A 26,801-nucleotide genomic window follows, 5' to 3' on the forward strand; every position below is an offset into this window, starting at 1 on the left:
GAAGCCGTTTCTAATCTTGATTTTACTTTTTTTATTAAAACTTTAAAGTGGCGCCTAGTAAAAAGTTTCTTGTTGCTTGCGGATAATAACCTGTTCCTTCAATAGTTGTAACTGCGACTGGATCAGACCAAGTATCATCATAAGTATAATAATACCCATTAGACACATACTTTTTATTAAATATATTATTCACCAAAGCAGATAATACAATAGATTTGAATAATTTATTTGGCTTAATTTCATAATTCACATTAAAGTCATTAACAAAATAGTTATCTAATTTAGAGACATCTGAATCTACATTACCCATATATTGTTCTCCTACATATTTACTTAATAATGATAATTGCAAACGCTCTGCTGGAAAAAAGTTTAAAGCATTACCAATTACTAAATCTGGTGAAAACGAAATATTAGTATTTCCTAAATTGACTAATTCTCCATTTATTTCGGAAGAAAAGTCTCTGTTTTTATTACTACTCAAACCAATGTTAGTTGATGTGCTAAACTGTTTACAGAATTGAATATTTGCATCAACCTCTAATCCTAATCTAAAACTTTTTCCAGAAGTTGCTCGTATAGGGCTACCAACATCGTCCAAGCCACCAGTTAACACTAACTGGTTTTGGTAAAACATATAATACACATTTGTATTTACGCTTGTGCTTTTGCTTTTGTAACGCCAGCCCAATTCAATATCGTTAAGTGTTTCATTTTCGGTTATACCATTCTCAAAATCATCGCGATTTGGCTCTCTATTAGCTCTAGCGTAAGAAGCATAAAAGCTATTAAAATCACAATGTTTATAAGTTAATCCTAGTTTAGGATTAAAGAAACTAAAGTTAGCATCGGTAACAAATTCAGCTCTATCTGAATTTAATCCGTTGGTTTTATAATTAACAAAACGTCCTTGTAAATCAACAAATCCAGTTACTTTTTCAGCTAATTTAAATGTTGCTTTAGAGAATATACTGAAATCGTTTTTTGTAGCATCTCCATCATAATAATGATCTCTTATATTGGTTCCAGGAGCTAAATTACTTCCCCAAATTACTTCCCCAAAATGGTCACCATCATAAGAACTATATGATATTCCTGATATAAGCTCAAATGCATTTTGCTTATATGTTACATTAGCATTCAAGACGTAAAAATTATTATCTAACCATCTACGAACAATAACATCTGAATCGTCTTCAATCAAGTTATTAAAATCTGCTGCAGATTCTTCTGGCTTATATTGTTCAAAATAGCCTTTCCCTTTGGTATAATTAAGACCTAGATTAGTAGACCAGTTGTTATTAAAACGCTCATTCCAATGTAATTGGTAGTGATCTTGCCAATAATTATCGGTTTCATTTTCGTATGTGTAAGGATTTTGACGTCTGTCTTCTTTTAACTCATCTGCTGTTAGTCCAAACCAAGATTGATATGTATACTCTACATTACCAAAAGTTAAGACTTTAATTAATGTATTATCATCTTTATATACACCTTGAAGAAAATACGATTTTAAATCTGTAAAAGCACGGTCTACATAACCATCAGAATCTATTTTTGAAAAACGTCCAGAAATTTCAAAATGATTATTTAATAATCCTGTACTTAATTTTACAGTATGTTTTCGCGTTCCAAAACTACCAAAACTGTTAGCTATCTCTCCAGAAGCTTCATCTGAATAAGCATCGGTTAATAAATTTAAGCTGGCACCAAAAGCTCCAGAACCGTTTGTAGATGTACCTACTCCACGTTGCAATTGTAAACTTTCAGTAGAAGATGCAAAATCACCTAAATTCACCCAAAATGTACCTTGACTTTCCGGATCGTTGTAAGGAATTCCATTAATGGTTACATTTACTCGAGTTGCATCTGTTCCACGAACTCTAATACCTGTATAACCAATACCTGCTCCAGCATCACTTGTTGTAACTACCGATGGCAAGAAGTTTAACAAGATAGGAATGTCCTGCCCTAAATTACGTTTTGCTAACGCTTCTTTAGAAATGTTTGAATGTGTGATTGGCGAATCTGCATCTACACGAACGGCATTTACTAAAACTTCGTCTAGTTTTTCTGTTTTAGTAGAATCTTGTTGTACTTGATTTTGTTGCGCTTTAACACTGACAGATAACACTAATAGTGTTAAAAAAAGAAAAATGTTTTTCATTACGATTATGTTTATAATCGAATAAAAAGAGGTAATTATTCTTAATTGTTAATAATTAGTTTTGAACCTTAGAAGTATTTAATAAAAATTTAGCTTTGCTATTATTATCAAACAAGATGAACAAGTTGCATTCACTAAAATGTTTACTAGATATTTTCTTTTAGTTCGTTTTTCCTAAACAGCATTACCTGTTCTAGGTTCAATGGGTATGATCTCAGCCGATAATAGGCACCCCTTTTTTGAGAACGTTGCAAATTTAGGTAACAATTAATAATTAACAGCCATAAATATTGAAATTTTTAATCAAGATTTGGTTTTTGTCTATTTGCCTTTTTTTCAGAATGCTTGCGCTTACTTTTAAGTCGTTTTTTTATAACAGACTTTGGGACTTTTGTAAGTTTACGCTTTTTTGGAACTTTTAAAGCGACTTTTATTAACTCTAAAAATCGCTTTATAATTATTTCTTTGTTTTTATGCTGACTTCTACTTTCACCACATTGCAAAATCAAAACATGTTGTTTTGTTAAACGATGTTGTAATTTTTTTAAAAGTCGTTTTTTTTGCTCTTCATCAAATACATTTGTTTCAAACACGTTAAAACTTAATTCAACTTTAGATGAAACTTTATTTACATGCTGACCACCACTACCAGAACTTCTAATTGCTTTAAAGTTTAATTCTTGTAATATGGCTTCTTCATCAAACATTAAGATACTTGATGAACGGGTTTTAAAAGGTCATTTACAGTTTTAACTGGATTAAAAGTTTCAAGAGGTACTTCTACAAAAATCGAGTTCCAATATGCCATACTTCCATTCCATAAACCTGGTAACTCCAAAGCATCAATATCTACTCCATTTTGTGTTTTAGTTGTTATAAAAGCAGCCTCTGGATCGATAAAATTAGATAAATCAAACTTGTTACCTTTATAATCTTTAACACCACAAACTAAATCTGTAGGATTAAAATGTGTTGCTTTATAAACTATGCCTTGTTGATTTTTTTTACTAAAATTAATTTGAGCAAATTCAACTATTTGTAATGATACATTACCATCTTTATCTTTAACCCAAAATGGACCTCCACCAGGTTCTCCTTGATTTTTAACCATTCCGCAAACACGTATAGGTCTATTTAATTTATCTTTTAAATAAGCTGTTTTTTTATCTGCAGAGTAATCTTCAAAATCTGCAACTATTGGCACATTTAATCTGTAACGTAAAAATAGCGCTATTACTTTAAAATCGGTTTCATCTAGTGAATCTGTATCTAGTTTATTTAAATACTCAAAAACTTTTTCTTGAGCTTCTATTAATACACCTGCCAATAATTTTTTGTAATTCGAAACACTTATATTTCTATCTGAGACAACTATATTATCTATATTTTTAATAAAAATAATATCGTTATCTAATTTATTTAAATTCTCAATAAGAGCTCCGTGTCCTGCTGGTCTAAATAGAATAGATCCATCTTCTTTTCTAAACACATCATTTTCTTCAGTAAGTGCGACTGTTTCTGTAGCTTCATTTTGGTATGAGAAAGACACATTAAATGTTGTATTTGTTTTTTCCTCTATAGCTTCGCGAATACGACTTAATTCATTTGAAAAATATAACTGATGGTTTTTAGAAACCGTAAAATGCAAATTTGCATTTCCGTTAGATGAAGCATATAGGGTAGATTCAAATAAATGCTCTTCAAAAGCAGTTTTTACAGTTTCTCCATATTTATGAAACGGCAATAATCCTTTTGGAAGAAAACTATAATTAAGCCCTTTAGCATCTAGCATTATTTTTACTATTTGCAGATACTTTTCGTCTTCTGATAAAGTGTCAAAATTAGGTTCTTCACTTTTAATTTTTGAAATAACTTCTTTATAAAAAGGAAACTTTTCTATGTTTTCGGTAAAAAGTGTTATTAATGCATCATTTTTGGTTTCAGCATATTTTTTAATATTATCTTTTGAAGGATTGAAATTACTTAAAAACTGAAATAAAAACTTGAACATTCTGGTAGCTGCACCAGATGCAGGAACAAATTTAACAATAGATAATTGATTTTGTTTAGATTCGTATAAATCAACAAATTCATTTACCTCTTTACTATCATAACTTTCAATACCCTTGCCTATTGTTGCTGCTGCAACCAAATTTGAAAAGGTCATTCCGTTTTTTAATCTAGATAATTGAGCATTTACTTGTTCAATTGTAATGCCCTTACTTTTTATTTGTTTAATATCTTTATCTGAAAACATTTATAATTTTAGTTTTAATAAGTTATCAATATGTTTTACTGCTGTTTCTAATCGAGTTTTTTTATCGCCTTTTAAAAGCACAAAAGGTTTATTATATTTTACTAATGTATCTTTAAAAGCTTTAAACATTTCTTCTCTATGTTCTGGCTTGTCTCTTAAATCATCAGCCTCCCAAGGCGTATCAATATAAGTTAAAAAATACAAATCGTAAGTATTTTGCAAAGCATGTTTTTCAAGAATTGGATCACAAGTACCAATATAATAAGCTTCAGAATACACTTTAGTTTCTAGTAAATCTGTGTCGCATATTAGTACTGAATCTGTTTTTCTTGCAAGTTCATTTTCAAGTTTCATTTGCCCCTCTGCAATAGGTAATAAATCTTGTGGCTCGCATGTTTTACGCTCATTATTCCATTTGTTTTGTAAATATTCACGGGCATATTCTGGCACCCAAACTGAATTATAATGTCTCGCCAAATGACGAGATAATGTAGTTTTACCAGTAGATTCTGGTCCAAACAATACTACTTTTATACAGTTTGAGGGCTGTTGTTTATATTTTTCTTCCATGCAATATATCCAAAAATGGCAATAAATGTAAATCCTAAATATTGTAAACTAGTAAACGTAAAACCTTTATAAAAATACAAAGGAACTGAAATAATATCTCCAATAATCCAGAATATCCAATTTTCTAACTTTCGTTTTGCCATTAACCACATACCTACAAAAAATATGGCTGTAGTAATAGTATCAACATAAGCTACCCAACTTGTCCATTTATCAAAGCTTTTGTAAACTAAATAAACAAATAAGAGTGTAGCTAAAAATATGGCTATACTTATCTTTTTTTCGTTGTATGTTGTTTTGGAAATTGGAGTAACCCTCAAAGTGTCAACTTTTTTCGTCCAAATGTACCATCCATAAACACTCATAATAAAATAGTAAGCATTTATCATCATATCTCCTAACAACTCCCATTTTAGTAACAAATACACAAAAATAATTGTGCTTATCATACCTGTTGGAAATACTAAAACTTTATTTTGCTTTGAAAACCAAACAGACATGAAACCAAAAATGACAGCTACTATTTCTAGCGCAATATCACTTGTTTCATATTCGGCATATTGACCAAAAAAAAACTCGAAAACGTGGTTCATAAGTGCTTCTGTTTGTTTTTACAACCTTTATTCTTAGCAAACATATTTCTTAATTTAAAAATGAATTTTTTATTTCCTTATTTTCAAAAAGTAATCAATTCATTGTAGTTACCAAAAATTTAAATACTTAATGGATTTTCTATAACTGTAAACTTAGAATAAGTATTGCTTTTATAAATTCTATTACTTGTATCTCTTAATCGACCTGCCATGTTGATAACTTTAAATCAAGTGAAATTTCCATTTTTTATTTTTTTAATTCATCAAAAAATAATTCGTCTTCTTCAAAAGCAGTTCCTATAACTACTAAATCTGCCCCTGCATTATAAGCATTTTGTAGTTGCTCTTTACTTTTAATACCGCCACCAACTATTAAAGGGATATTTAATTCCTTTTTAACCTGTAAAATAATAGATTGGGTAAGTGTTTCTTTAGCTCCACTACCAGCTTCTAAATATATAAGTTTCATGCCTAATAACTGTCCTGCTATGGCTGTGTCAACTATATTTTGAATATGATTTCTTGGCATTGGCGCTGTATTTGTCACCTTCTCTACTGCTGTTTTCTTACCACTTTCTATTAAAATATAACCTGTTGATATAACCTCTAAATTTATGTTTTTTAATTTTGGAATTGCCTCTACATGCTTACCAATTAAGTATTCTGAGTTTCTTCCAGAAAGTAATGACAAAAACAGCAATGCATCAGCCCTTTTAGTAATTTGAGTAACATCTCCAGGAAATAAAACAATGGGTAAAGTGGTGTGTTTTTTTAATTCTGAAACCAAAATATCAGTTGCATTATTATAAACCAAACTTCCTCCTACAAAAATGTGTGTTGCAACAGATGCATTTACTTTCTTAACAAATTGTTGAGTATTTTCAATTAAAAATTTGTCTGGATCAATTAATACTGCCATTAATTTTTCACCATTTTTAACGGCAACTTGTATGTTACTATAAATTAAATTCATTTAGGCAATGGCATATGCACAAGTAAAACCTTCAAACTCTAAAAAATTAATATTATAACGGTGTTTACCATTTTCATAATCAATCCAAGCAATTGTATCTTTATCTTTTATTTCAAAAGGTATAACCAAACAATGCTTTTTAAAACTTAACCCAGGAGTGCAGAAAAGTTTATAAAGAGATTCTTTTACACACCAAATTACAGTCAATTTATTTATGTATTCTGTAGTATCATCTTTCAAATAATCAAACTCATAATCGATAAATTTATGTGCAATAACACTAATTTTATCACGCTGTTTTTCAATATCGATACCAACAATTAAATCACTAACAATTACTGCAGAAAAATTAAATGAATGTGTAATAGAAATTTGCTTTCCATCCTTTAAATGCGGTTTACCGTGGTCATCATAATATAAATCAGCATCAGTATATCCAAATGCATGTAATAAATGTCGAACACTTAAAAACCCACGTTGGTGCAATTCACTTTTCATACCTAAAACACGATGTAATGATGTTGGCTTTAAATCAACATCTGCCATTAAATCATCATAAGACTCAGTAATCTTCCAGATTTTAACAGTAGTTTGTGAATTTGGAGTAATGGTTTTATATAAAGGCATTTAATATTTTAAATGTTATTGGTTATCTTTGCAAACTCTAAGCAAAAAGTATGATTTCTAGAAGCGAATTTAAGTATTTTAAGTTCTAATCACAATGAAGCTTAGTATTAAAAAAACAAAAGAAAAATTACTATGAGCACAAAAACAATTCCTTACGTAGCTAGTAAAGTAAAAGACATCTCTCTTGCTGAATGGGGGCGAAAAGAAATAGAATTAGCCGAAGCAGAGATGCCAGGTTTAATGAGTCTTCGCGAAGAATACAAAAACGAGCAACCATTAAAAGGTGCTCGCATTGCTGGTTGTTTACACATGACCATACAAACAGCTGTATTAATTGAAACTCTTCAAGCTCTTGGAGCCGAAGTTACATGGAGTTCTTGTAACATCTTTTCAACACAAGATCAAGCTGCAGCTGCAATTGCTGCTACTGGAACATCTGTTTACGCATGGAAAGATATGACCGAAGAAGAATTTGATTGGTGTATTGAACAAACTTTATTTTTTGGTGAAGACAGACAACCACTAAACATGATTTTAGATGATGGTGGAGATTTAACTAATATGGTACTAGACAAGTATCCAGAATTATCTGCAGGAATTAAAGGTTTATCTGAAGAAACTACTACGGGAGTTCACAGACTTTATGAAAGAGTTAAAAATGGCACTTTAACCATGCCAGCTATAAACGTGAATGACTCTGTAACTAAGTCTAAATTTGATAACAAGTATGGTTGTAAAGAATCTGCAGTTGATGCTATTCGTCGTGCAACAGACATTATGTTAGCAGGAAAACGTGTAACCGTATGTGGTTATGGCGATGTTGGAAAAGGTACAGCTGCGTCTTTTAAAGGAGCAGGCTCTATAGTAACTGTTACAGAAATAGACCCAATTTGTGCATTACAAGCTGCAATGGATGGTTTTGAAGTTAAAAAACTAGAAACTGTTGTTGCTAATTCTGATATTGTTATTACAACTACAGGGAATAAAGATATTGTTTGTGCTGAACATTTCAAGGCCATGAAAGACAAGACCATAGTTTGTAATATTGGGCATTTTGATAATGAAATTCAAATGGCTTGGCTAAATGATAACTACGGAAATACTAAAAACACAATAAAACCTCAGGTTGATAAATATACTATAGATGGTAAAGATATTATTATTTTAGCTGAGGGACGATTGGTAAACTTAGGTTGCGCTACTGGCCACCCAAGTTTTGTAATGAGTAACTCATTTACCAACCAAACTTTAGCTCAAATTGAGCTATGGAAAAATGCAGACGCTTATAAAAACGAAGTATACATGTTACCTAAGCATTTAGATGAAAAAGTTGCTAAATTGCACTTAGCTAAAATTGGTGTAGAGCTAACTGAGCTTCGTGATGACCAAGCAAGCTATATTGGTGTAACTGTAGATGGACCATATAAACCAGAGCATTACAGATACTAAAAGATTCTGATTATAAAAATATAAATCCCAAGCAGTAATGTTTGGGATTTTTTTATTTTGGTCGTTATAACAAAAGTTTTAATATTGAGTTTCTTTATTATAGTGTATTTGAACAAAAGGCAACTAGATCAAATAAAGTAAAAACTAAATTTCTATTTATTAAGCATTATCTTCTTCAAAATACCACCAAAGACTAGAATCAATTGATTGCTTCATTTTATTAATATCAACTTCGTCTTTTAAAAACACAGTAATATTTTCGTTAACTCTATTTTGCCCAATACTTTCTCTAATCTCTATTACTTCAATTTCTTTAAAATGTTCTAAATGCTTCTTGATTCTTTCATCCAAAGACTCATCACTTAAAAAAATCTTAATTGTAGGTTGGCTTGGGGAATTTCTAATTTCTGATCTAAACGGAAGCATAATTAAATATTTTCAAGTTAGACAATAGTTGTAAATTGCAAATGCAATAGCTTAAAGTTAAGAATTAAATGAATACTTTGAAAATAATTTTTATATGGCAAATAATAAATTTGAAATTTTAGAACAACTTCTTAAGAATATAGAAGCTAATTTCCCTAACAAAAACATTGAGAACCCATCAATATCTAAAGCTAATATAGGCTGGCAATTAGACCATACCTTGAAGGTTTTTAATGCTGTTAGTGAGTGGACAGAAAAATCTAATCCAGACGATTACAAGAAAAATTTTAATATTTGGCGTAGTTTATTATTTCGTTTAAAATATATACCAAGAGGAAAAGCTAAAGCACCAAAAAAGGTATTGCCATTAGAAACTATTACAATTGAAAATTTAAATACTCAATTACAAATTGCAAAAACTCATGTTACAAACTTAAAATCTCTACCCAAAAACTCATATTTTAAACATCATGTTTTTGGTATGCTCACTAAAAAACAAACACTTCTCTTTTTAGAAATGCATACCAATCATCATTTAAAAATAATTAAGGATATTTTGAAGTAATAAAAAACCCTTTCTGAAAACAGAAAGGGTTTTTTTAAAAATTTTAAGAAAATTCTCTTAAGCCTCAAAAGGCTCAATAGAAACATAAGATCTATTATCTTTTTTCTTAGTAAATTTTACAAGACCATCTACTTGCGCGTGCAAAGTATGATCTTTTCCTTGGTATACATTTTCACCAGGGTGATGTGTATTACCACGTTGTCTTAATATAATGTTTCCAGCAATAGCAGCTTGACCACCAAATATCTTAACGCCTAAGCGTTTCGATTCTGATTCTCTACCATTCTTAGAACTACCTACTCCTTTTTTGTGAGCCATTGTCTTAAGTTTTTATATTGTTATACTTAAGTGGTTGCTATTAAGCTTTACCACCGTCTAATTCGTCTTGCCATTTTTTAAGCTCATCCCATTTACCATCAGCAGCTAATTTAGCTTGTGCTGGCCATGTGTCAGTTACGTGGTTTCCACGAACTCCTGCGATAATCTCAGATATTTTTGCAGAATCAGTTTTTGCTAATTCATCAAAAGTTGCAATACCAGCTTCAACTAAAGTTGATGCGATTTTTGGTCCAATACCTTCGATTTTCTTTAAATCATCGGCTTTACCAGTTTCTTTTTTAGCAGTTGCTTTAGGTGCAGCAGCTTTCGCTTCTACTTTTGGCTCTGCTTTTTTAACTTCTTTTTTAGGAGCAGCTTTTTTAGCTCCAGAAGCAGCAATACTTTCAATTACAATTTCAGTTAAAGATTGTCTGTGTCCGTTTTTTACACGGTAACCTTTACGTCTTTTCTTCTTGAATACTATTACTTTATCACCTTTAAGGTGTTTTAAGACTTTCGCACTTACTTGTGCTCCATCTATAGCCGGGGCGCCTACAGTTACATTGTCACCATCACCTAAAAGAAGTACGTTATCGAAAGAAACTTTCTTACCTTCTTCAGTTTGTAAACGGTTAACAAAAACTCTTTGGTCTTTTTCAACTTTAAATTGATGCCCTGCTATCTCTACAATTGCGTACATAGCGTAACGTTTTTATTAATTAATTTTGTTCAAAAATGAGTGCAAATATACTGCTAATTAATTAATCTACAAACGTTATCATTAATTTTAAGAAATATTTCTTGACTTTTTAAAAAGTTGCATCACAGTAAGTGAAGAAACTACTGTTGTAGCCAACCCCATTATAGCAACTACAAAGGTTACCATACCAATATCGGCATTAAAACCACCATTCATTTTTTTAAGTAATTCTGGCAAAAACTCAACATTAACCTCCGTTGAATAAAAAAGAAAAAAAATAGTGAATAATATAGTTGCTACAAATCCTGTTATAACACCTGTTTTAAAACCTTCTCCGTATGAAAAATTATCTGGGTTTTCTAATTTACTTAAACGCACAGCTTCATAAATTCCAAAACCAGTAATAATTGCATTTACAAAACTAAATGCAGGATTTGTATGTTTATTTACCAATGCCAATACTAAAAAATAAGCTATCAATACTGCACTAGTAACTAAGCCAAAACGAATGGGGAGAGATAGATTTTTCATATTTAGTAAAGATTTAATTCTCTTAAATTTCGTAAAAATTCTTGAAATAAAATAATTCTTGGTCATTTATTAATAAGACAATGACTATAATTCTAGTTATAAATTTTATAAAAACGAACTTTTTAACATGCTTAATGTCAATATTTAGTAAGTTTGCATTAACAACAATAATATTAAACCCAAATGAAGTCAATAAAAATTATTTTAACACTTACACTAATTGCTACGCTTGCTTTTAGTTGTAAAAATGAAAAAAACCCTGAAGTTAAAACTGTTGAGGTTGAAACTGAAGTAGTAAAAGAATTAGATCCTAATGCTACTTATGCTAAAGCAGAATTTACAATTGATGGTATGACTTGTCAAATAGGCTGTGCTGCCACTATTCAAAAGAAAATTTCTAAAATGGATGGTGTAAAATCTGCAACTGTAGATTTTGACAAAAAACTAGCAATGGTTGAATACAATGAGGCTAAAGTAACTCCTACAACCCTTGAAGAAGCTGTAGCTAAAGTTTCAGACACTTACAAAGTAAGCGACATGAAAACGGTTGATGAATTCTCAACAAAGAAAAAATGTTCTGCAGAATGTAAAAAAGTATGCTCTAAAGAAGGTGCTACAGAAGCTGAAAAATTAGCTTGCAAAAAAGAATGTGCAAAAAAAGGTAATAAATCTTGTAATGGCGCTTTAAAAGAAAGCAAAGAAATGGCTTGTAAAACAGATTGCAAAAAAGCATGTTGCTCTAAAAAAGAAGCTTAATTTTTCTTTTAAATAATAACAAAGTAAGGTTTCTCATTTCGAGAAGCCTTTTTTATTTCCAAGTAACAGTCTCCATGATACGCTTAATATCCTTTTGCAAATAATTTGCTGCAGGTAGTATGGAGTCGTAATTAGGTTTTGCATAGAAATACAAAGAACCTGTTAAAAAATGATTTACGCTATCTGTGACATAAAACTGTGCTGGCGATGCTACATTGCCTTTAACTTCAGATAGCATACCGTAAACTTTCCTTTGTTTATTTTCGAAAGGATATGCAGGAATCTCATCTGCCTTTTTTGTGTGTTCTAAAGTGAATTTTTGAGCATCTCTTAAAAAGTCTTTTAGATTTTTTTTATCCTTTTCAATAGCCTTATATGTTAAAAATATGGTGCCTTTTAATGTTGGGTACTCTAAATTAACACCATAACTTTTAGTTGGTGATTTTAGTTGTTTAGACGCTACTTTTGTGGCTAATAAGTTTTTTTCAAATGTAAATGGTAACTCTAAACCAGCATCAACATACTTTGCAATTGGGTACTCCAATCTTAATTCAGCTTTAGGCTTAGGTACATACTCTTCACCACAAGAAAAACAAAATACAAGTAATAATAAAAAAAGAAGATTCTTAATCATTAGGTTAAAGTAAATTTTATAAGCTTTATTCGTTTTTTGTCCATGGCCTCAATAGTAAAAATATAATTTTCAAAATTTATTTTACTATTAAGCTTAGGGAAACTACCAGATATTTCTAAAACAAATCCCGCTATAGTTTCAGCCTCACCTTTGTTTTCTTCAAAAACTATTTCGTCTTCAAGTTTAATAATTTTATAAAAATCTTTTAAAGCTGTTTTACCTTCAAATACATAATTATTATCATCTAACTTAGAGTAAGTTAAATCCTCATCATCAAATTCATCACTAATATCGCCCACTATTTCTTCAATAATATCTTCAAAAGAAATCAAGCCTGAAGTTCCGCCATACTCATCAACAACAACAGCTAAATGAACTTTCTTTTCTTGAAACTCTGCCATTAAATCATCAAGCTTTTTGTTTTCTGGAACAAAAAATGGTTCTCGCAAAAGAGTTGTCCAATCAAACTGTTTTCTATCAATATATGGCAATAAGTCTTTTACGTACAAAATACCTTCAATAGTATCCATACTTTCTTTATAAACAGGTATTCTTGAATAACCATTTTCAATTATCTGTGGCATAATTTCAAGGTATTTCTGCTCTATATTTAAAGCAAAAATATCAATACGCGGACGCATAACTTGTTTTGTATCAGTATTCCCAAAAGACACAATACCCTTTAATATTTTGTGTTCCTCTTTGGTGGTATCTTCTTCACTTGTTAACTCTAATGCTTGCGATAATTGATCGACACTTAAATTAGACTTTTGCTTACCTAATTTATTGTGAATTGCTAAAGTAACTCCTCGCATTGGTAAACTAATTGGAGACAAAATCACATCTAAAACCTTAAGAGGATAAGCCATAAAAGTGGCAAATTTTAAGTTATTTCTGCTCGCATAAATTTTGGGTAATATTTCTCCAAAAAGTAGAATTAAGAAGGTTACAACAATTACTTCTACAACAAATTTTATTTGTGGATTTGCGAGATTCCCAAACATAAAATCCCCTAAAAAAGCAAATAGAATTACTATGGCTATATTAATAAAGTTATTTGCTACTAATATAGTTGCCAATAATTTTTTAGGACGCTCTAATAGTTGTGATAAGATTTCTATACGTTTTGAATTTTGCTCTAGACCGGCATCAATATCATTTCTATTTAATGAGAACAAGGCAACCTCTGCTCCAGAAATAAGTGCAGAACATAATAAAAGCAAAAACAATAATGCATAACTAAAAACAACTGATACATCAATTGCCATAATTAAATGTATTAAACTCGCGGGGTCAGGATCCAATTATAACTGGTTTGGTTAAACATAGACTGTAAGATAGGCTATTAACGTGTATAAAATTAAAATGGAAGATCATCATTATCATCTGTAATCGGTTCGTTACTCTTTTTGGGGCTTGTTACTGGTGCCGCTGGTTTTTGTTCAGCAGCTATATTTGGTGTATTTTCATTAGCCCCACTTTCTTTTTTGGTTGTAAGAAAGGTAAAATCATTACATTGAATTTCAGTTGAATATCTATCATTTCCCTTATCGTCTGTCCATTTTCTGGTTTTCAATCTACCTTCAATATACACTTTATCGCCTTTGCTTAAATACTTTTCACAAATTTCAGCGCCTTTATTTCTAACTACTATATTATGCCATTCGGTATTAGTAATACGCTCGTTTGTTTGTTTACTTACATAAGTTTCGCTTGTTGCTATTGGAAATCTTCCAACACAACCACCACCTTCAAAATAATGCATTTTAACATCGTCGCCTAAATTCCCTATAAGCATCACTTTATTTAATGTACCTGACATAATTTATATTTTAAGAGATAACAAAATTACTGAATTGCTTTGCATTTTTTTAAAATTAACAAAAAAATATGATTGACAATACTAAACAACTAGAAATTAAAGCTTTCTATAAAATTTCCTATTAAAATAGGCACAGGATAATCTTTTACTTTACTTATTGAAACCCCTTCTATTGAAAGTTTTTCTAAATTAATAACCCAAAACTTAGTATATAGGTGTTGATGAGATAATTTATGAATAATGTGCTCCTTATTATATAATGCTATTTCAAAAGAAGTGTCTTTTAAAAAATTGTGATTTTTTATTAGATTTGATAAAGCCTTTTCATTTACAGCCTTTTCTGTTTCAAGTAAAGGAAATTGATAGAGGTTTTGCCAAATTCCCTTTCCTTCTCTTTTTTCTAAAACTGTTTTTTCATCTTGAGAAATAAACACTAAAAAATTAAAATATTTTTTTTTTGCTTTAGCCGATTTTATTTTAACAGGTAATTCTGCAATTCTGTTTTTACTTAATGCGATACAACTATCTTTAAATGGACAACTATTACACAATGGATTTGCTGGCTTACATTGTGTTGCTCCGAATTCCATAATAGCTTGATTAAATTCAGCTGGATGGTTTTTATCAATTAATTTTTGCGCTAAAGCTTTAAACTCTTTTGCACCTTTTGATGAATTTATAGGTGTATTAATTCCAAAATAACGAGAAAACACTCTGTACACATTACCATCAACAACAGCAGTAACTTCATTAAAACAAATAGATGCAATTGCACTAGCTGTATAATCGCCAACTCCTTTTAGTTTTAATAAGTCCTTATAGTTATTTGGAAAATTTCCATCTAAATCATTTACAACATATTTTGCAGAGGCATGCAAATTTCTAGCACGAGAGTAATAACCTAGTCCTTGCCAAAGTTTTAGCACATCACTCTCAGGTGCATCAGCTAAATCAAAAACCGTTGGATATTTGCTTACAAATGCCTCGTAATATGGCAACCCTTGCTTAACTTGTGTTTGCTGCAAAATAATTTCTGACAACCAAATGTAATATGGGTTAACAGTTTCACGCCAAGGCAAATTTCTCTTATTATTTGAATACCAATGTGTTAAGATTTTTGAAAATATCATATTTTGATTTAATCGATCAAACAAAAATAAACGTTTATAATATTAAATTTTAGTGAATTAGGTTTGAAATATTGAATATTAAATTCCTATATTTGCATCCCTTTTAGAATTAATAGTAACACAAAAAATTATATAATAAAATGACGAAGGCTGATTTAGTAGCAAAAATTTCTGAAAAATTGGGAATTGAAAAAGGAGATGTACAAGCAACTGTTGAAACTTTTATGGAAGAAGTGAAAACTTCTTTAGAAGGTGGAGATAATGTTTACTTAAGAGGTTTTGGAAGCTTTATAATTAAAACTAGAGCTGAAAAAACAGGTAGAAACATTTCAAAAAATACAACTATAAAAATACCTGCTCATAATATCCCTGCATTTAAGCCTGCAAAAGTTTTTGTAGAAGGCGTTAAAACAAATGTAGACGTTAAATAAAGCAACAAAGTGCTGGACTTATTTTCAGTATTAAACCGAATTATTAATTTAAAAAGACACTATTTATGCCAAGTGGTAAAAAACGTAAAAGACATAAGGTAGCGACGCACAAACGTAAGAAACGTAGACGCGCTAACCGTCACAAAAAGAAAAAATAAATCAAAAAAGTAGTTAGATTAGCTACTTTTTTTGGTTTTAAAAAAACAAGTTCATTGAAATGAGTTCATTAATTTTTTAACGCCTATTGGGTGTTGTTTGAACTCCACGGATTAAAATCCTGTGAAAAAATAATGTTTAATCCATCCCGATTTATCGGGACAAAAATTAACAAAATGGATAAAGAATTGATCATTCGATCTAGTTCCGACGATGTTGATTTTGCCTTACTAAAAGATGGAAAACTTATTGAATTACAGAAAGATGAAGATAGTAACGACTTTGCTGTTGGTGATGTGTTTATAGCCAAAATCAGAAAAGCCGTTCCTGGACTAAATGCTGCATTTGTTAATGTAGGTTATGAAAAAGATGCGTTTTTGCATTATCATGATTTAGGGCCAAAACTACCTTCGCTTTTAAAATTCACAAAACGTGTAAGCACAGGTAAACTAAAAGATTTTTCTTTAAAAAATTTCCCATTTGAAAAAGATATTGATAAAGACGGCAAAATTTCTGACGCCTTAAAATCAAATCAATCGCTATTAGTACAAATTGTAAAAGAACCTATATCAACAAAAGGCCCTAGAATAAGCTCAGAGCTTTCTATTGCTGGTCGATATATTGTTTTAGTACCTTTTTCTAGCCGCATATCTATTTCTCAAAAAATAGAAGATCGCGAAGAAAAAGACCGTTTAAAACGTTTGGTAAAGAGTATTACTCCCCAAGGTTTTGGCGTTATTGTACGTACGGTAGCACAAGGCAAAAAAGTAGCAGAGCTAGATAAAGATTTACAAAATTTGCTTAGTCGTTGGACGGCAATGTGTAAAAAGCTACACAGAGCACACCATCCAAGTAAAGTACTAGGAGAAATGAATAAAGCCTCGTCAATTTTACGAGATATATTCAATGATACCTTTACAGGAATTACTGTTGATGATGAAGAGCTCTTTTATCAAATTAAAGATTACGTGCAAGAGATTGCACCAGAAAAAGAATCAATAGTTAAATTGTATCAGTCTAAAAATCCAATTTTCGAAAAATTCGGTATTGAAAGACAAATTAAAACCTCGTTTGGAAAAACCGTGTCTATGGCAAAAGGTGCTTATTTGGTAATAGAACATACCGAAGCCCTTCATGTTATTGATGTAAACAGCGGAAACCGCTCTAATAAAGCAAACAACCAAGAGGATACAGCATTAGAAGTTAATTTAATTGCAGCTACAGAAATGGCTCGTCAATTACGCTTGCGTGATATGGGCGGTATTATTGTAGTAGATTTTATTGATATGACTAATTCTGAAAACAGGCAAAAATTGTTTAATCACCTTCGTGACGAAATGAAGGACGATAGAGCAAAACACAAAATATTGCCTCCTAGTAAATTTGGATTGATACAAATTACAAGACAGCGTGTTCGCCCAGAAATGAACATTAAAACCCGCGAGGAAAATCCAGACGGGATTGTTAATGGCGCAGAGGTAGAAGCACCAATTGGATTGGTAGAAAAAATCAACCAAGATCTTGAAAGACTAATTAAAAAAGACTATAAGAAGCTGACTTTAAACACACATCCTTTTATAGCTGCCTTTTTAACAAAAGGTATTCCATCAATACGTTCTAAATGGTTTTTAGAACACAAAAAATGGGTGAAAATTTTACCAAGAGATGCTTACACATACTTAGAGTACCACTTTTTCGATAAAGATGGTAATCAAATTAAATAATTAAAAAACCCGCTACTTTAAAGTAGTGGGTTTTTTGTTTTAAAAGGTTTCTCATAAACAAAGTATTTCTATATTTGATCAGAGTAAAATACTAAGAAAAGTAAATATGATTATTACTAAATTATCAATTGTTATTCCTGTTTATAATGAAGCAAAGACCATTCATAAAATATTAAATAAAATAAAAGATGTTAAACTAATTAATAATATTGAAAAAGAACTTATTATTATTAATGACTGTTCTACAGATGATAGCGAAATTGCAATACAAAAATATGCAAAAAACAATTCTAATTTAAAGATTCAATACTTTAAACACCCTGTGAATATGGGCAAAGGAGCTGCATTACATACTGGTATTTCAATGGCTAAAGGTGAGTATACAGTAATTCAAGATGCAGATCTAGAATACGATCCAGAAGAATATAATGAATTATTAATTCCAATAGTTAAAGGTGCTGCAGATGTTGTTTATGGCTCTCGCTTTATGGGAAGTAAACCTCATAGAATTCTATTCTTTTGGCATACAATAGGGAATAAATTTCTTACTTTTTTATCCAACATGTTTACCAATTTAAACCTAACAGACATGGAAACCTGTTATAAAATGTTTAATACTTCAATTCTTCAAAGCTTAAAATTAAAAGAAAAAAGATTTGGGTTTGAACCAGAAGTAACTGCAAAAATTGCTAAAATAAAGGAAATACGGATTTATGAAATAGGAATTAGTTATTATGGAAGAACTTATTTAGAAGGTAAAAAAATTAGCTGGAAGGATGGTTTTAGAGCTATTTACTGTATTTTAAAATATTAAAATGATTTTTCAATTATTATTCGGAAATCCAAATCATAAAAACCTTTATTTCATTTTACCTATATTATTTTTTTGGTTGATTTTATTATCGTTTAACAAAAAGTCATTTTTATCTTTTTTTTCAAAAATCTTATTTTTTTTAAAAGATTCTTTTAAGTTCTATTGGTTATCAGCCATTTTTTTGATTGTATTGCTTTGTTATGGTTTTTATTTGCCTCTATCTTATGATGAGTCATACACCTTTATTCAATTTGTAAATCGAAGTATTTTTTATGCTACCTGTACTTACCCAGTACCAAACAATCATGTATTACATTCTATCTTTAGTAATATTTCATGGCATATATTAGGCTGGACAAATTTGGCATTAATTGTAAGGATACCCTCTATATTGGCTTCTTATTTATTAATGAATATTTTTATTACTAAAATATCAAAAAACAACTTATTTTATTCTGGGTTATTTTTAATATTACTTTTGTTTAATTTCCCCTATTTAGCTTTTTCATTTCAAGCTAGAGGCTATTCATTTCAAATTTTAATTGCTGTTATAACATTAGTTATTATCTTTAAAAGTTCAAACATTAAGACCTTTAAAGACAAAAATAATTTAATTCTCTTTTTTTCAACACTTGGTCTCTATACTAGTCCTGCATACCTTTATACTTTTCTACCTTTATATTCATTGTTTTTAATAATTAATAAGAATTTTTGTTTAGAGTTTGTAAAATATATTTTAAAATCGGGTGTGTTTTTTACGCTTACAGTTATTCTCCTATATGCACCCATAATGATATTTAGAGGTTATGAATCTATTATACATAATAGATATGTTGCCCCGTTAGATCATTTAAGTATTCATGAAGCCTTTAATCATATTACTATATCTTTTACAGAAGTTTTAGGAGGAAAAATTATAAGTCTCTTAGTACTCTTATTAGTTGTATTTTATACTATAGTAAAAAGAAGGTTTGTAATTTTAGTATTATTTTTGATTCCAATAATTTTAATGCTCGTGTTAAAACAAACCCCTTTTTCACGTGTATTCTTACCATTAGCTATAGTTGTTGTGGTTTTAGCAATTGCAGACCTAAAGGATGGTTTTAAAAACACAAAACAACTTAATCCTATGATTTACATTCTTTTCATAGGTGTTTCGATTGCTATTTCAACATTTTTATTTTTTGAAAATCCTAACGGTGGATTAGAAACATCATATCGAGTAAAATATTTATCTAAACATTTTGATAATAGAGATGTTTATTTGACACCTAATACTCACGATTATTTAAAAACACCTATTGAAGCTTATTTACAAGTTAATGAGATAAATTATACTTTATTAAATAAGGATACTAAATTAAAAGAAGGGTCCATATTAATATATTCTGAAAAAAATATAGAAAACATTAAAATTTTAGATTCGGTACCCTCTCTAAACAAAAAGGTTTATGTAGGTAAAGTTGTTTTTTAAACATTACACAATAAATATTTATCAAGGTGCAGGATTAGGTATGGCTTGGTGCACCTCATTAATTTGATTTAAAATATCCTCACTTAAAGTAACATTTATACTATCTATATTCTCTTTAAGTTGCTTTAATTTAGAGGCTCCAATGATGGTACTTGTTACAAAAGGACGTTGGTTTACAAATGCTAAACTCATTTGTGCTAAAGTCATATTATTAGCTTCTGCTATTTTTAAATATTTTTTTGATGCTTCGGTAGCTTGCTCCCCACTATATCTTGCAAATCTTGGAAATAATTTAAGGCGTGCATTATCTGCAGCTGTGCCGTTTATATATTTACCCGAAAGCACTCCAAAAGCCATTGGCGAATAAGCTAATAAGCCCACATTTTCTCTTAAAGCTACTTCTGCTAAATCGGTTTCAAAAGTTCTAGTTAACATAGAATATGCATTTTGAATAGTTGCCACTCTTGGTAAATTATGGTGTTTAGCTTCTTCTAGATAACGCATAGTTCCCCATGAGTTTTCATTAGAGATTCCTATATTTCTTATTCTACCTGCTTTAATTTCAGCATCTAAACTATGTAAAATTTCATTAAAATTATCTTTCCATTTGGTATCCAGATTAAATGTTCTAGTGCCAAAACGATTGGTATCACGTTCTGGCCAATGCAACTGATATAAATCTATGTAATCGGTTTGCAATCTTTCTAACTCTAAATCTATGGCTTCTTTAATTGCACTTGGACTAAATCCTGTGGTACGAATATGCGCAGTATAATCACCAGATCCTGCTATTTTTGATGCGATAATAACCTTATCTCTATTTCCAGTTTTTTTTAACCAGGTTCCAATAATTTTACTGGTTCTTCCGCTTATTTCTGCTGTGGCTGGAACAGGATATAATTCGGCTGTATCAATAAAATTAACACCTTTACCAAAAGCATAATCTAATTGCTCATGGCCTTCTGCTTCTGTGTTTTGGTTTCCAAATGTCATTGTTCCTAAACATATCTTACTCACTTTTATATCTGTGTTTGGAAGTGTTGTATATTTCATTGATTTTATATTTATTAAAAGAAGTGCTAAGATAAAAAACCTTTAAAGGCCTTGAAGCTTTTAAAGGTTTTTTATGCGTTAGGGATAGTAGCGGTATCCTTTTTTGCTATTTATAATGCAAAAAAGATATAGCGAATAGCCCGACCCTTGCGGTAACGCCCAAATATTACTACTCGCTTAACAACTTAGAAAGTTCGTCTAACTTTGGTGTTAAGATAACTTCTATACGTCTGTTTTTTGCTTTTCCTTCGGGAGAATCATTAGAGGCTACTGGTGCAAATTCACCACGACCTGCAGCTGTTAAATTCTCTGGATTTATACTACTATTTTGACGTAATATATTTACTATTGCTGTTGCCCGTTTGGTCGATAAATCCCAGTTACTTGTTAATGTTCCGTTGCCTTTATATGGCACATTATCTGTATGTCCTTCTATTAAAACGGCAATATCTGGATTATCACCAAGTACGGCTCCTAATTGCTTTACAGCTCTTGTTCCTTCTGTACCAACGGCCCAACTTCCAGAACTAAAAAGCAATTTGTTTTCCATAGAGACATATACTTTCCCATCGCGTTGCTCTACAGTTAAACCTTTACCTTCAAAATCGGTTAAAGCTCTTGAAATGGCGTTTTTAAGCGCAGTCATGGCCGCATCTTTTGAGGCAATAACTTGCTCTAATTCTGCCACACGGTTTGAGCGATCTTCAAGTTCTTTTTTAAGTTTTGCTAAACGGGCATTTTCTGCTGCTAAAGCTTGCTCTTTAGCTTCAAGCTGTGCTAATAACTCTCGGTTCTTTTTTGAATTTGCTGCAATTGATGCAGAGCTATTTTTCTCTAAAGCATCATAGGATGCTTTTAAATTATTTAAATTTGATTTAGCTGCGTTATATTCGGCTTGTAATTTATCACGCTGCTCAACAGCCTCATCATAGGCAGATTGTAATTGCTTTAATTCGTTTTCGGCTGCTGTTTTAGCACTTAAAAGCGCTTCGTTATTGGTGGATAACTTTTTGTTTTCCTTTTTTAAATCTGCATACTTTGCTTCTAATTCTTTGTAAACTTTTGGCGATACACAAGATGCTAAAACTACTAATGTAAAAAATGTAAATACGATTTTTTTAATCATTTTGTTTGGGTTCATTTGTTATTAATTTTCTATTTCAACCAGAATAGGACAATGGTCGCTATGTACTGCTTCTGAAAGTATAACGGCTCTTTTTATGTTTTCTTGTAATGGTTCTGAAACCATAGCATAATCTAATCGCCAACCTTTGTTATTAGCACGCGCATTAGCACGATAACTCCACCAGCTATATTGCTGTAATTCGGGATTAACAAACCTGAAAGAATCAATAAAACCACTATTTATAAAGCTCCCAATCCACTCGCGTTCTTCTGGCAAAAACCCCGAAACACCCTTCATTTTTGGATTATGAATATCCATTTCTTCATGACAAATATTGTAATCGCCACAAATAATAATGTTTTGAATTTCTTTTTTAAGATTGTTAATATATTCTTGAAACATATCCATATATTCTAACTTATGGTTTAGTCTAGCATCATTTGTTCCTGATGGTAAATACAAACTCATAACCGAAACTCCTTCATAATCTGCTCGAATATTTCTACCTTCAAAATCCATTGACTCTATACCTGTACCATATTCAATATGTTTAGGTTCTGTTTTACTTAATATTGCGACACCACTATATCCTTTTTTTTGAGCACTAAACCAATAATTGTATTTATAGCCTGCTTTTTCAAAAAGACTTAAATCCAATTGTTCTTCCATGGCTTTAATTTCTTGTAAACAAACAACATCTGGATTTGCTGCTTGTAACCAATCTATAAATCCTTTGTTAATTGCTGCACGAATTCCGTTTACGTTATATGATATGATTTTCATAATTCTTACTTAAAGTTTAAAAATATCCTGATATGCATCAGGATTGATTTCGTTTAGAAATGAAAACAAAATCAATTTTAGCTAAAATAAATAATGCGTTACTTTTACACTATTAAATTAAGCGAGATTTAACTATTTTTTTTGACCAGAAGGTTAATTGTATTGTATCAATGTAGATAGTTTGGCAATCTGTTTATAATTACACCTTTTAGGACTGTGAAAAACAGAACTCGCTAAAATATTTTAAACGATTTGTAGTTTAAGTACCTGATGAAGTTTTTTACATGTATTCTTATGATTTTTATTAGTTATTTAGGCTTTTCGCAAAGTCTAAACACTAATTATAAAACAAAAAGTTTTGCTGTAAAAAACACTATACAAATTGATAGTGTTAGTATTAGTGCCAATACATTTTCTATAAGAAAAAAAGATAATTCTATTATAGACACTACTTATTACAAGGTTAATTTTGCTAAAGCCCTCTTAATTTTAAAAAAACCTATTGAAACAGATTCAATAATTATTAGCTATTTAAAGTTTCCAGAATTTTTAACAAAAACTTACAAGCAACTTGATGAGCGTATTATTGTTGAAGACAATACTAACAATCAAAATTTATACAAACTAACTCAATCAAATATAGATAGGAGTTACATTCCTTTTGATGGCTTAACAACTTCAGGAAGTATTTCACGAGGTGTAACTGTTGGTAATAATCAAAACTCTGTTTTAAATAGCGAACTAGATCTTCAAATTACAGGAAAATTAAATAATAAAGTTTCTCTACGAGCATCATTACAAGACGCTAACATTCCTTTACAAGAAAGCGGATATAGCCAACGTTTAGATGAGTTTGATCAAGTATTTATAGAATTGTTTAGCGACCATTGGAATGTACGTGCAGGAGATATTGATTTATTAAATACCACATCTTATTTTGCAAATTTCTCAAAACGTGTACAAGGTCTAAATTTTAATTTAAAGCTAGGCGATGATGATGTAAAAACCAACTTATTTGCTGCTGGTGCTATTGTACGTGGGCAATTTACCACTAGCCAGTTTACTGCACAAGAAGGCAACCAAGGCCCTTATAAACTCCAAGGTCCAAATGGCGAATTGTTTGTTCTCATAGTATCTGGTAGCGAAACAGTTTATGTAAATGGTATACCTATAAAACGTGGGGAAGACCAAGATTATATTATAGATTATAATGCTGGCGAAATAATTTTCAATGCTACCTACCCTATAACCTCTGAAATGCGAATTACTGTCGATTATCAATTTAGCGATCGTAATTATTCCAGATTTGTTGCCCATGGCGGTGGAAATTATGAAAGTGAAAAACTTAAAATTGGTGTTTCGGTGTATTCAGAAAATGATGCTAAGAATCAACCTTTACAACAAAATTTATCTGAAGAACAAGTCGAAATTCTAGCTAATGCTGGTGATGATAAATCGCAAATGGTAGCCCCATCAGAAGTTAGAGAAGATTTGAATGATAATAGAATTTTATATAAGAAAGAACTTGTTGGTAGTAATGAAGCTTTTGTTTTTTCAAATAATCCTGATGATGAATTATATCGTGTCACCTTCACTTTTGTTGGAGAAAATCAAGGTCATTATGCATTAAGTAGCATTAACGCTATTAACAATATTTACGAGTTTGTTGGTATAAATCAAGGAAGTTATGCTCCTATTGTTCAGCTAGTAGCACCAACCAAACTACAAATAGCTGTTTTAAATGGTAGTTATAATCCATCTGAAAAAACCACTATTAATTTTGAAGCTTCTGGAAGTAAAAATGATTTAAATGCCTTTTCTGATTTTGGTGATGATGATAATAATGGGTTTGCTGGAAAAATAAACATTAATCAAACACTTGTAAAAAAAGATAGCCTTTGGAATATTGATGCTTATCTGGATAGTGATTATATAAATTCTAATTATAGAAATATTGAAGGTTTATACAATCCAGAATTTAATCGCGATTGGAATTTAGATCTTAATAACACTAGCGGTATTGGGCTTAATTTAGGCAACCAAATACTTTTAAATTCTGGCTTTAAATTATTTCATCATAAAAAAGGTTTTGTAAACTATCAATTTCAACATTTAAATTTCTCTGATGGTTTTAATGGAAATAGACACATAGCAAATGCTAATTTACTTTTAAACAAATTCAACATTATATCTACTTCTAGTTATTTAAATGCCAATTCTAATGTCAATTCCTCAACGTTTTTAAGATCTTACAATCGTATAACTTATAGCTTAGAAAAAAGTTGGTTTGGTACAAGAATAGCCATTGAAAACAATGAACAACGTAGTATATCCACTCAAGAACTAACACCACTAAGTCAAAGATTTAATTCTTATGAAGTATTTGTTGGTGTTGGTGATAGCACCAATATTTTTACTGAAATAGGCTACAAAAATAGAGTAAATGATAGTATCCGAAATAATGAATTACAAAAAGTAAATATCTCAAATACCTTTTATTTAGACTCAAGGCTTATTCAAAATAAAAACACAAACCTGTCTTTATATGCTAATTACAGAACACTAAAAAATACAGATGCAACTATTGAAGATGAAAAATCAATAAACTCTAGATTGCAATTCAATCAAAAACTATTTAAACAAATAATACAATGGAATACCATTTTTGAAACCAATTCTGGAAGGCTTCCACAACAAGATTTCACTTATATAGAAGTTGAAGCTGGACAAGGCACTTACACTTGGAATGATTATAACCAAAATAGCATTCAGGAATTAGAAGAGTTTGAAATAGCTCAATTTCAAGATGAAGGTCGCTATATACGTGTTTTACTACCAAACCAAGTATACATAAAAACACATCAAAACAGATTAAGTCAAACACTTACAGTAAACCCATCCCAATGGTCTGTTTCAAAAAATAAATCTAAAAAATTGTGGTCGCATTTTTACAACCAAACCAGTTATCTAATTGATAGAAAGATAAAACGCGAAGGCAATAAATTTAATTTAAATCCCTTTAATAATAAAGAAGAAGACCAATTAGGATTACAATTAAACTTTAGAAACGTGTTGTTTTTTAACAGAGGAAAACAGCGTTATACAACTTCTTATACTTTTTTAGATAACACAACAAGAAGTGTTTTGTCTGTTGGATTTATTGAGAATAGTTTAAAAAGTCACCAACTTAATTTTAACCATAAAATATCTAGCAATTGGTTGATAAATATGCTTTCGGCTTTTGATAAAAATGAGAGTGTTAGCGAAAATTTTGCGAGTAAAAATTTCAATTTCGATGAAACTCGATTCAATCCAAAACTGTCATATTTGTTTAATGATAATTCTAGTTTTGATGTGTTTTATCAATATGCAAGTAAAAACAATACTATAGGAGATTTAGAAGCTTTAAAACAAAACAAATACGGCATGTCTTTTACAATGGCAAGTGGTCAACAAAGCGCTATAAATGGTGAGTTTAATTTTTTCTCTAATGATTATACCGGAAATTCAAACACACCAGTTGCCTATCAAATATTAGAAGGTTTACAACCTGGAAAAAACTTTACTTGGAGTTTATTAGCTCAAAAAAAACTTACTAAATTCTTAGATTTAAACTTAAGTTACTTTGGTAGAAAAACAGAAACCAGCAAAACGATTCATTCTGGATCTATTCAATTAAAAGCTTATTTTTAATCACTTATGTAACATAAGACACATCATAA

At 30.4% G+C, this 26,801-nt stretch carries 26 protein-coding genes; 8 read left to right on the forward strand and 18 right to left on the reverse strand.

From position 1 onward, the window contains the following. Positions 1–34: 34 nt before the first annotated feature. The 7 genes from Q0842_RS03310 to Q0842_RS03340 all read right to left on the reverse strand — a co-directional run bounded on the left by Q0842_RS03310 (position 35) and on the right by Q0842_RS03340 (position 7,187). Entirely contained in the window at positions 35–2,167 is a 2,133-nt protein-coding gene (locus tag Q0842_RS03310; RefSeq protein ID WP_298494307.1) for a TonB-dependent receptor, read from the reverse strand. A gap of 299 nt (positions 2,168–2,466) precedes the next feature. Beyond that, on the reverse strand, positions 2,467–2,874 hold the full coding sequence (arfB, locus tag Q0842_RS03315; protein WP_298494309.1) for an alternative ribosome rescue aminoacyl-tRNA hydrolase ArfB: 408 nt from the start codon (positions 2,872–2,874) through the stop codon (positions 2,467–2,469). Further along, entirely contained in the window at positions 2,874–4,424 is a 1,551-nt protein-coding gene (locus Q0842_RS03320; RefSeq protein WP_298494311.1) for a DUF4301 family protein, read from the reverse strand. The genes arfB and Q0842_RS03320 overlap by 1 nt, the downstream gene beginning before the upstream one ends. Next, the gene (locus tag Q0842_RS03325; RefSeq protein ID WP_298494313.1) at positions 4,425–4,994 is read right to left on the reverse strand and encodes an ATP-binding protein; all 570 of its coding nucleotides are present in this window, start codon (positions 4,992–4,994) and stop codon (positions 4,425–4,427) included. Beyond that, positions 4,955–5,587: a nicotinamide riboside transporter PnuC gene (gene pnuC / locus Q0842_RS03330; protein WP_298494315.1), complete on the reverse strand. Its 633-nt coding sequence runs from the start codon at positions 5,585–5,587 to the stop codon at positions 4,955–4,957. The genes Q0842_RS03325 and pnuC overlap by 40 nt, the downstream gene beginning before the upstream one ends. 247 nt (positions 5,588–5,834) lie before the next feature. After that, complete coding sequence (locus Q0842_RS03335) at positions 5,835–6,560, reverse strand: geranylgeranylglyceryl/heptaprenylglyceryl phosphate synthase (RefSeq protein ID WP_298494317.1); 726 nt, start codon at positions 6,558–6,560, stop codon at positions 5,835–5,837. Then, positions 6,561–7,187, reverse strand: coding sequence for a 4'-phosphopantetheinyl transferase superfamily protein (locus Q0842_RS03340; RefSeq protein ID WP_298494319.1), 627 nt, complete (start codon positions 7,185–7,187; stop codon positions 6,561–6,563). Between the two features lie 132 nt (positions 7,188–7,319). Here Q0842_RS03340 and ahcY point away from each other — a divergent pair, with 132 nt between their 5' ends. Further along, positions 7,320–8,636, forward strand: a complete 1,317-nt coding sequence (gene ahcY / locus Q0842_RS03345; RefSeq protein WP_298494321.1) for an adenosylhomocysteinase — start codon at positions 7,320–7,322, stop codon at positions 8,634–8,636. A gap of 159 nt (positions 8,637–8,795) precedes the next feature. Here ahcY and Q0842_RS03350 read toward each other — a convergent pair whose 3' ends face one another. Continuing rightward, the gene (locus tag Q0842_RS03350; protein ID WP_298494323.1) at positions 8,796–9,062 is read right to left on the reverse strand and encodes a hypothetical protein; all 267 of its coding nucleotides are present in this window, start codon (positions 9,060–9,062) and stop codon (positions 8,796–8,798) included. 94 nt (positions 9,063–9,156) lie between these two features. Between Q0842_RS03350 and Q0842_RS03355 the strand changes: the two genes are divergently transcribed. Further along, positions 9,157–9,627, forward strand: a complete 471-nt coding sequence (locus Q0842_RS03355; RefSeq protein WP_298494325.1) for a DUF1569 domain-containing protein — start codon at positions 9,157–9,159, stop codon at positions 9,625–9,627. Between the two features lie 57 nt (positions 9,628–9,684). Here the strand turns inward: Q0842_RS03355 and rpmA are convergent, their stop codons facing one another. From rpmA to Q0842_RS03370, 3 genes are all read right to left on the reverse strand, one after another. Beyond that, complete coding sequence (gene rpmA / locus Q0842_RS03360) at positions 9,685–9,945, reverse strand: 50S ribosomal protein L27 (RefSeq protein WP_298494327.1); 261 nt, start codon at positions 9,943–9,945, stop codon at positions 9,685–9,687. Between the two features lie 40 nt (positions 9,946–9,985). After that, entirely contained in the window at positions 9,986–10,645 is a 660-nt protein-coding gene (gene rplU / locus Q0842_RS03365) for a 50S ribosomal protein L21 (RefSeq protein WP_298494329.1), read from the reverse strand. Between the two features lie 87 nt (positions 10,646–10,732). Continuing rightward, positions 10,733–11,176 (reverse strand): DUF4199 domain-containing protein, encoded by a 444-nt coding sequence (locus Q0842_RS03370; protein WP_298494331.1) that lies wholly within the window; start codon positions 11,174–11,176, stop codon positions 10,733–10,735. 183 nt (positions 11,177–11,359) lie between these two features. Between Q0842_RS03370 and Q0842_RS03375 the strand changes: the two genes are divergently transcribed. Next, positions 11,360–11,932 (forward strand): heavy metal-associated domain-containing protein, encoded by a 573-nt coding sequence (locus tag Q0842_RS03375; RefSeq protein WP_298494334.1) that lies wholly within the window; start codon positions 11,360–11,362, stop codon positions 11,930–11,932. Positions 11,933–11,984: 52 nt separating this feature from the next. Here Q0842_RS03375 and gldD read toward each other — a convergent pair whose 3' ends face one another. From gldD to mutY, 4 genes are all read right to left on the reverse strand, one after another. Further along, positions 11,985–12,566: a gliding motility lipoprotein GldD gene (gene gldD / locus Q0842_RS03380; RefSeq protein WP_298494336.1), complete on the reverse strand. Its 582-nt coding sequence runs from the start codon at positions 12,564–12,566 to the stop codon at positions 11,985–11,987. After that, complete coding sequence (locus Q0842_RS03385) at positions 12,566–13,870, reverse strand: gliding motility-associated protein GldE (RefSeq protein ID WP_298494337.1); 1,305 nt, start codon at positions 13,868–13,870, stop codon at positions 12,566–12,568. Before Q0842_RS03385 ends, gldD begins: the two co-directional genes overlap by 1 nt. A 56-nt stretch (positions 13,871–13,926) precedes the next feature. Next, positions 13,927–14,388 (reverse strand): single-stranded DNA-binding protein, encoded by a 462-nt coding sequence (ssb, locus tag Q0842_RS03390; RefSeq protein WP_298494340.1) that lies wholly within the window; start codon positions 14,386–14,388, stop codon positions 13,927–13,929. 89 nt (positions 14,389–14,477) lie between these two features. Then, on the reverse strand, positions 14,478–15,518 hold the full coding sequence (mutY, locus tag Q0842_RS03395) for an A/G-specific adenine glycosylase (protein ID WP_298494342.1): 1,041 nt from the start codon (positions 15,516–15,518) through the stop codon (positions 14,478–14,480). Between the two features lie 140 nt (positions 15,519–15,658). On the opposite strand from mutY, the gene Q0842_RS03400 reads away from it, so the two are divergent. The 4 genes from Q0842_RS03400 (at position 15,659) to Q0842_RS03415 (ending at position 20,117) form a co-directional block, all read left to right on the forward strand. Further along, entirely contained in the window at positions 15,659–15,949 is a 291-nt protein-coding gene (locus Q0842_RS03400) for an HU family DNA-binding protein (RefSeq protein WP_055442767.1), read from the forward strand. Between the two features lie 332 nt (positions 15,950–16,281). Further along, the gene (locus Q0842_RS03405; RefSeq protein WP_298494345.1) at positions 16,282–17,829 is read left to right on the forward strand and encodes a ribonuclease E/G; all 1,548 of its coding nucleotides are present in this window, start codon (positions 16,282–16,284) and stop codon (positions 17,827–17,829) included. 106 nt (positions 17,830–17,935) lie between these two features. Beyond that, positions 17,936–18,643, forward strand: coding sequence for a glycosyltransferase family 2 protein (locus tag Q0842_RS03410; RefSeq protein ID WP_298494347.1), 708 nt, complete (start codon positions 17,936–17,938; stop codon positions 18,641–18,643). Between the two features lie 181 nt (positions 18,644–18,824). Continuing rightward, the gene (locus Q0842_RS03415; RefSeq protein ID WP_298494349.1) at positions 18,825–20,117 is read left to right on the forward strand and encodes a hypothetical protein; all 1,293 of its coding nucleotides are present in this window, start codon (positions 18,825–18,827) and stop codon (positions 20,115–20,117) included. A gap of 21 nt (positions 20,118–20,138) precedes the next feature. Here Q0842_RS03415 and Q0842_RS03420 read toward each other — a convergent pair whose 3' ends face one another. From Q0842_RS03420 to Q0842_RS03430, 3 genes are all read right to left on the reverse strand, one after another. Further along, entirely contained in the window at positions 20,139–21,170 is a 1,032-nt protein-coding gene (locus tag Q0842_RS03420) for an aldo/keto reductase (protein WP_298494351.1), read from the reverse strand. A 169-nt stretch (positions 21,171–21,339) separates the two neighbouring features. Beyond that, positions 21,340–22,296: an OmpA family protein gene (locus Q0842_RS03425; protein ID WP_298494353.1), complete on the reverse strand. Its 957-nt coding sequence runs from the start codon at positions 22,294–22,296 to the stop codon at positions 21,340–21,342. A gap of 21 nt (positions 22,297–22,317) precedes the next feature. Beyond that, positions 22,318–23,079 (reverse strand): exodeoxyribonuclease III, encoded by a 762-nt coding sequence (locus Q0842_RS03430; protein ID WP_298494355.1) that lies wholly within the window; start codon positions 23,077–23,079, stop codon positions 22,318–22,320. Positions 23,080–23,349: 270 nt separating this feature from the next. Here Q0842_RS03430 and Q0842_RS03435 point away from each other — a divergent pair, with 270 nt between their 5' ends. Then, the gene (locus Q0842_RS03435) at positions 23,350–26,772 is read left to right on the forward strand and encodes a hypothetical protein (RefSeq protein WP_298494357.1); all 3,423 of its coding nucleotides are present in this window, start codon (positions 23,350–23,352) and stop codon (positions 26,770–26,772) included. The last annotated feature ends 29 nt before the right edge of the window (positions 26,773–26,801 follow it).

The sequence above is a fragment of the uncultured Algibacter sp. genome (assembly GCF_947495675.1).
Lineage (GTDB): Bacteria > Bacteroidota > Bacteroidia > Flavobacteriales > Flavobacteriaceae > Algibacter_B.